Genomic DNA, 6,114 nt, shown 5'->3' with positions numbered 1-6,114 from the left:
CGGCGGCCCCTCCGTCATCGCTGCGCGATGCCACCTCCCCGTACCGGGGAGGAATTTGTCGATCTCAATTCGACTGAACTATCCCGCTCGCGATCAGTCTCTCGATCTCACCGGTATCGTAGCCGCATTCGCCCAGCACTGCGCGGCTGTCCGCGCCGAGCGCGCGCGGGGCGGTGTCGGGTGAGGTCGCGATGCCGTCGTAGCGGACCGGCTGGGGCAGGGTGCGGACCACGCCCGCGGGATAGTCGGGAGGCACGTCGAAGAAGCCGGTCTCGGCGAGGTGCGGGTCGCTGAGCAGGTCATCGATCCCGCTGACTTTGGAGCAAGGGACGTCGCGGGCCTCGAGCGCTTCGATCCAGGCGGCGGTGGTGCGGGCGGGGAGCGCGGCGGCGACGAGTGCGTAGAGCTCGCCGATATGGGCCTGACGCTGGCGGGGGTCGGCGAACCAAGCCTGTGCCGCGATATCCTCGCGGCCGATTTCGGCGAGGAAGACGCGCCATTGACGGTCGGTATAGGGGAGCACGGCGATCCAGCCGTCCGCCGTCTGGAACGGGCGGCGGTCGGGCGAGAGGAGGCGGGGGTAGCCGACCGCGCCGTCATCGGCGAAGGTCGCGCCGGCGAGATGCTCGTTGAGCAGGAAGGCGGCGAGCGCCTCGAACATCGGCACCTCGACCTGGATCGGCCCTTCCCGGCCATTGGCGCGCGCGACGAGCGCGGCGAGGATGCCGTAGACGGCGTGGAGCGCGGCGACCTTGTCGGCGAGGATCGTCGGCACGAAGCGCGGGTCGCCGCCGGTGGCGGTGGCGAGGCCGGCGATGCCGCTCGCCGCCTGGATGATGTCGTCGAAGGCGGGGCGGTCGCGATAGGGGCCGCGCTGGCCGAAGCCGATCGCGGCGCAATGGACGATGCGCGGGTTGATCGCGGCGACCGCGTCGAAGCCGAGGCCGAGGCGTTCGGCGGCGTCGACGCGCATATTGTGGAACAGCACGTCGGCGGTGCCGATCAGCCGGGCGAGCGCGGCGCGGCCTTCGGGTGCCTTCAGGTCGAGCGCGAGCATGCGCTTGTTGCGATTGTTGTTGACGAACAGCGCGCCGCCGCCCGTGCCCGAAGGATGCGCGTTGCGGGCGATGTCGCCCTCGAGCGGTTCGACCTTGATCACTTCGGCGCCGAGGTCGGCGAGGATCTGCCCCGCATAGGGGCCGAGCACCACCGCGCCGACCTCGATGACCCGAATCCCCTCCAGCAGCGGCAGCATTACCCGTCTCCTCTTCTTGACATTAATTCCTATACAGAGACAAATTGGTCCACAAATAGAAATTAACTGGAGTCGGGATGCTCGACGGGTTTGCGTTCGACAGGCTGTTCATCGGCGGGGAATGGGTGGCGCCGACCGATGGTGGCGTTCGGCCGAGCATCGATCCGGCGACGGGCGAGCCTTGGGGCGACGTCGCCTATGGCGGTGCGGCGGACATCGACCGCGCCGTGGCCGCGGCGAAGGCGGCGTTCGAGGGGCCGTGGCGCAGGATGCCGCCTTGGGAGCGGGCGGCGCTACTGCGGAAATTCGCCGATCTCTATGCGACGCAGGTCGATGCCCTGGCCGCAATCGAGACGCGCGACAATGGCCGGGCAGTGCGGGAATCGCGCGGCGATATCGGGCTGCACAGCCAATATTATCACTGGTTCGCCTCGCTCGCCGACAAGCTGGGCGGGCGGACGATCCCGATGGACGACAGCGTCCACGCCTTCACCACGCGGCATCCGGTCGGCGTGGTCGGCGCGATCACGCCGTGGAACGTGCCGATGATGGCGGCGGCGTGGAAGCTGGGGCCGGCGCTGGCAGCGGGCTGCACGGTGGTGCTGAAGCCCGCGGAATCGACTCCGGCTTCGTCGCTGGCGCTGGCGAGGCTGTTCGAGGTGGCGGGGTTTCCGCCCGGCGTGGTCAATGTCGTGCCGGGCGACGGGCCGGTTGCGGGCGCGCGGCTGGTCGAGCATCCCGACGTCGCCAAGATCAGCTTCACCGGCGAGGGATCGACTGCGAAGACGATCCTGAAGGCGGGCGCGGACACGCTGACTCGCTGCACCTTCGAGCTTGGGGGTAAGGCGCCGCACATCATCTTCGCCGATGCGGATATCGAGAATGCGCTCAACGCCGCGACGGGTTCGGCCTGGGCATTGTGCGGGCAGAGCTGCGCGTTGGGCAGCCGCGTTCTGGTCGAGCGGCCGGTCTATGATCGCGTGGTCGAGGCGTTCCGCGAGCGGGCGGGGCGCGTGCGCGTGGGCATGCCGCTCGACCCGGCGACGCATATGGGGCCGCAGGCGCATGCGCAGCAGCTCGACAAGACCTTGTCCTATGTCGGGATCGGCAAGGGTGAGGGCGCAGAGCTGGTCGCGGGCGGCAACCGGATCGACCGCGATGGCCTCTCGGGCGGTTATTTCGTCGAGCCGACGGTGTTCGCCAGGGTCTCCGCGAACATGCGGATCGCGCAGGAGGAGATTTTCGGGCCGGTCGCCGCGATCATCCCGTTCGAGGGCGAGGACGAGGCGGTCGCGATCGCCAACTCGACGCCCTATGGCCTCGCCGCGGGGCTGTGGTCGGGCGACACCGGGCGGGCTCATCGCGTGGCGGCGCGAATCGAGGCCGGCATGGTGTGGGTCAACACCTATCGCTACATCCGCTGGTCCACCCCCTATGGCGGCGTGAAGGCGAGCGGCTGGGGCCGCGAGAACGGGATCGAGGGGCTCGATCCGTTCCTCGAGACCAAGACCACCATTGTTTCCACGACGGGGAAATTCCCCGATCCGTTTGCGGGTTGAATGGTGCGCGAGGTTCTTCATTCCTCCCCCATCGGGGGAGGTGGCGCCGCGAAGCGGTGACGGAGGGGCCGCCGCGCAGACGGCGGTGAACGCTGTGATCTGGGAACGCCCTCTGCGGGGCGCCCCTCCACCGCCTTCGGCGGTCCCCGTCCCCCGTTGGGGGAGGAATAAGAAAGGATCTAGCATGCGCCTGAACGGCAAGCTCGCCATCGTCACCGCCGCCGCATCGGGCATGGGCCGGGCGGGGGTCGAACGCTTCGTGCGCGAGGGCGCGCAGGTGGCCGCGATCGACGTCAACCGTGAGGCGCTCGACGCGCTGGTTGCTGAGTTCGGCGCGGACAAGGTGACGGGGATCACCGCCGACCTGCTCGATCCCGAGGACGCCAAGGGCAGCATCCATAGCGCCGCGCAATGGCTGGGCGGGGCGGATATCCTGTGGGCGCATGCCGGGATGCCGGGGCCGGCATCGGTCGAGAATCTCGACCTTGACGCCTATCGCAAGGCGATCGACCTCAATGTCACCGCGGCGGCGCTGGGGGCCGGGCAAGTGGCGCAGTATATGCGCAAGCGGGGCGGGGGATCGATCATCTTCACCGCATCGGTCTCGGGCCTGGTGGGGTCGATGATGAGCCCGATCTACTCGGCCGCGAAATGGGGCGTGGTCGGGCTGACCAAGAGCCTCGCGCTGGCGCTGGCGGGCGACAAGATCCGCGTCAACGTGGTGTGCCCCGGACTTGCCGACACGCCGATGAAAGTCGGCTTCACTGGCCGCAGCGGCGATCCGGCCGAAGCGGCGGCGAACGAGGCGAAGCTGATCGCCAACGTGCCGATGGGGCGGCTGGTCCAGGCGGGGGAGATTGCCGATGCGGCATTGTGGCTGGCCTCCGACGAGGCGAGCTTCGTCACCGGCGTGGCGCTGCCGGTCGATGGCGGCTTCACGGCGCGCTGAGCGTGGCGCGGCGCCCGGACCGGCTGAACGCTTTTCCGGGGAAGGCGCTTGCGCCATATGGCTGGCATGAACACCGTCCGACAGGCCGCCAACGCGCTAGAAGTGCTGGAATATTTCGCGCGCCGCCTGCGCCCGGCGACGCCCGCGGAGATGGCGGACGAGCTTGGCTGGCCGCGCTCGAGCACCTTCAAGCTGATCGGCACGCTGGCGTCGATGGGCTATCTCTACGAGCCGCGCGGGCGGGGCGCCTATTATCCGAGTCCGCGCTGGCTGCTGCTGGCCGAGGCGGTGGCGCGGGCGGAGCCGCTGCCCGAGAAGTTCCAGCGGCTGGCCAGGGACCTGATGGAAGCGACCGGCGAGACGGTGGCGATCGCGGCGCCCGCGGGGGTGTTCGCGACCTTCGTCGACGTCGCGGAGTCGCGCCAGCCGGTGCGCTATTTCGCCAAGGTCGGCGACCGGGTGCCGATCCACGCGACCTCGGCCGGGCGCGCGCTGCTGGCGCAGATGCCGCGCGAGGAGCGCGAGAAACTGTACCGCAAGATCGACTTCGTCGCCTATGCGCCGACCACGCCGGTGGGAGCCGAGGCCGTCGAGGCGCGGCTGGCGGAAGCGGCGGAAATGGGCTGGCACCAGAGCAATACCGAGTACACGCCCGATCTGGCCGGCGTCGCGATGCCGCTGCCGGGGAGCGATCGGCGGCTGTCGGTCGTGGTGGTCGGGCCGGTGTCGCGCTGCCTCGAGCGGCGGCCGGAGATGGCGGCGGCGGTGCGCGAGCAGTTGAAACGGCTGGGGTGATTTCAATCCTCCCCCGCCAAGGGGAGGTGGCAGGCCTCGCGCAGACGAGGGCTGACGGACGGGGCGGGGGGCGATGTCGTTCGGATGTTCGACCCGGCCGCCGTCCTCCCCCTCCGTCGCCTTCGGCGCCACCACCCCCTGGCGGGGGAGGATTTGTAAGGCGCTCACACGCGTCGACAAACCATAACCAACGATCGGGGCGGCCACGGCACGCGCCCGCCAGGAGAGGCAGATGACCGACGACCCCCGCGCGGCGATTGCGGCCGCGCCGATGCACCGGCTGCAGATCGTGGTGGTCGCCTTGTGCATCGCGCTCAACGCATTGGACGGCTTCGACGTGCTGGCGATCAGCTTCGCCGCGCCGGGGATCGCCGCCGAGTGGGGCGTGGACAAGGCGACGCTGGGCGTGGTGCTGTCGATGGAGCTGCTCGGCATGGCGGCGGGATCGGTGCTGATCGGCAATGTCGCCGACCGCATCGGGCGGCGGCCGACGATCCTCGGCTGCCTGACGGTGATGACCGCGGGGATGTTCGCCGCGACGGCGGCGAGCGGGGTGGAGATGCTGTCGGCGATCCGTTTCCTGACCGGGATCGGCATCGGTGGGATGCTGTCCTCGACCAGCGCGATGGTCGCGGAATTCTCGAACGACAAGCGGCGCGGGCTCAACGTCGCGCTCAATATCGCCGGCTATTCGACCGGGGCGATCCTGGGCGGGCTGGTGGCGTCGGCGCTGCTCGCCTCGACCGGGGACTGGCGGTCGGTGTTCATGCTCGGCGGGGTGGCGAGCGCGGCGATGATCCCGCTCGCGGTGCTGTTCCTGCCGGAGTCGATCGAATCGCTGATCGCGCGGCGTCCCGCCAGGGCGCTTGAGACGATCAACCGCACGCTCGCGCGGCTGGGGCATGCGGCGGTGGGTGCATTGCCCGCATTGCCTGAGGTGCGGGTGAAGCCGTCGATCGCGTCGCTCTTCTCGCGCGATTTCCGCTGGGTCACGATCCTGCTGACGATCGCCTATTTCGCGCAGATCCTGTTCTTCTACTATATCCAGAAATGGATCCCGAAGATCGTGGTCGACCTAGGCTTCGATGCGGCGCAGGCGGGGCGGGTGCTGGTTTGGGCCAATGTCGGCAACCTCACCGGCGCGGTGCTGATCGGGCTGCTGAGCCAGCGCTTCAACCTTCGGCCGCTGGTGGGCGGGGCGATGCTCCTCGGCTTCGTCGCGATCGGCGCGTTCGGGCTGGCGGGCGCCGATCTGGTGCGGCTGTCGGCGACCGCGGCCGTGGCGGCCTTCTTCATCAACGCCGGGGTGGTCGGCCTTTATCCGATCCTTGCCCAGACCTATCCGGCGGCGCTGCGCGCGAGCGGGACGGGGTTCGTGATCGGCATGGGGCGCGGCGGATCGGCGGTCGGGCCAGTCGTCGCGGGGGCCTTGTTCGCGAGCGGGAGCAGCCTGCTCGCGGTGTCGCTCACGATGGGGCTGGGCGGATTGATCGCGGCGGCGATGGTGTTCCTGCTGCCGTGGGCGCAGCGGCGGGGTGTGACAGGCTCGCGACGGA

Annotated in this window: 5 protein-coding genes; 4 read left to right on the top strand and 1 reads right to left on the bottom strand. The window is 69.7% G+C overall.

What is annotated here, in order from left to right:
- Positions 1-64: 64 nt before the first annotated feature.
- Positions 65-1,255, bottom strand: coding sequence for a CoA transferase (locus VGD28_RS18650; RefSeq protein WP_331029860.1), 1,191 nt, complete (start codon positions 1,253-1,255; stop codon positions 65-67).
- Between the two features lie 77 nt (positions 1,256-1,332).
- On the opposite strand from VGD28_RS18650, the gene VGD28_RS18645 reads away from it, so the two are divergent.
- The 4 genes from VGD28_RS18645 to VGD28_RS18630 all read left to right on the top strand — a co-directional run.
- Positions 1,333-2,814, top strand: coding sequence for an aldehyde dehydrogenase (locus tag VGD28_RS18645; RefSeq protein ID WP_331029859.1), 1,482 nt, complete (start codon positions 1,333-1,335; stop codon positions 2,812-2,814).
- Positions 2,815-2,998: 184 nt separating this feature from the next.
- Complete coding sequence (locus tag VGD28_RS18640; RefSeq protein ID WP_331029858.1) at positions 2,999-3,763, top strand: SDR family NAD(P)-dependent oxidoreductase; 765 nt, start codon at positions 2,999-3,001, stop codon at positions 3,761-3,763.
- A gap of 66 nt (positions 3,764-3,829) precedes the next feature.
- Positions 3,830-4,558 carry an IclR family transcriptional regulator gene (locus VGD28_RS18635; protein WP_331029857.1) on the top strand — a complete coding sequence of 243 codons (729 nt, stop codon included), beginning with the start codon at positions 3,830-3,832 and terminating at the stop codon, positions 4,556-4,558.
- Between the two features lie 232 nt (positions 4,559-4,790).
- A partial coding sequence (locus tag VGD28_RS18630; RefSeq protein ID WP_331029856.1) for an MFS transporter occupies positions 4,791-6,114 on the top strand: 1,324 nt, incomplete at its 3' end.

The organism is Sphingomonas sp., from assembly GCF_036402235.1.
GTDB lineage: Bacteria > Pseudomonadota > Alphaproteobacteria > Sphingomonadales > Sphingomonadaceae > Sphingomonas.
This window is presented reverse-complemented; position numbering and strand designations above follow the sequence as displayed.

What these genes read in the sequence shown, in the direction of transcription:
- VGD28_RS18650 (WP_331029860.1), bottom strand. Translation starts at nt 1,255, where the DNA reads ATGCTGCCGCTGCTGGAGGGGATTCGGGTCATCGAGGTCGGCGCGGTG.
- VGD28_RS18645 (WP_331029859.1), top strand. Translation starts at nt 1,333, where the DNA reads ATGCTCGACGGGTTTGCGTTCGACAGGCTGTTCATCGGCGGGGAATGG.
- VGD28_RS18635 (WP_331029857.1), top strand. Translation starts at nt 3,830, where the DNA reads ATGAACACCGTCCGACAGGCCGCCAACGCGCTAGAAGTGCTGGAATAT.
- VGD28_RS18640 (WP_331029858.1), top strand. Translation starts at nt 2,999, where the DNA reads ATGCGCCTGAACGGCAAGCTCGCCATCGTCACCGCCGCCGCATCGGGC.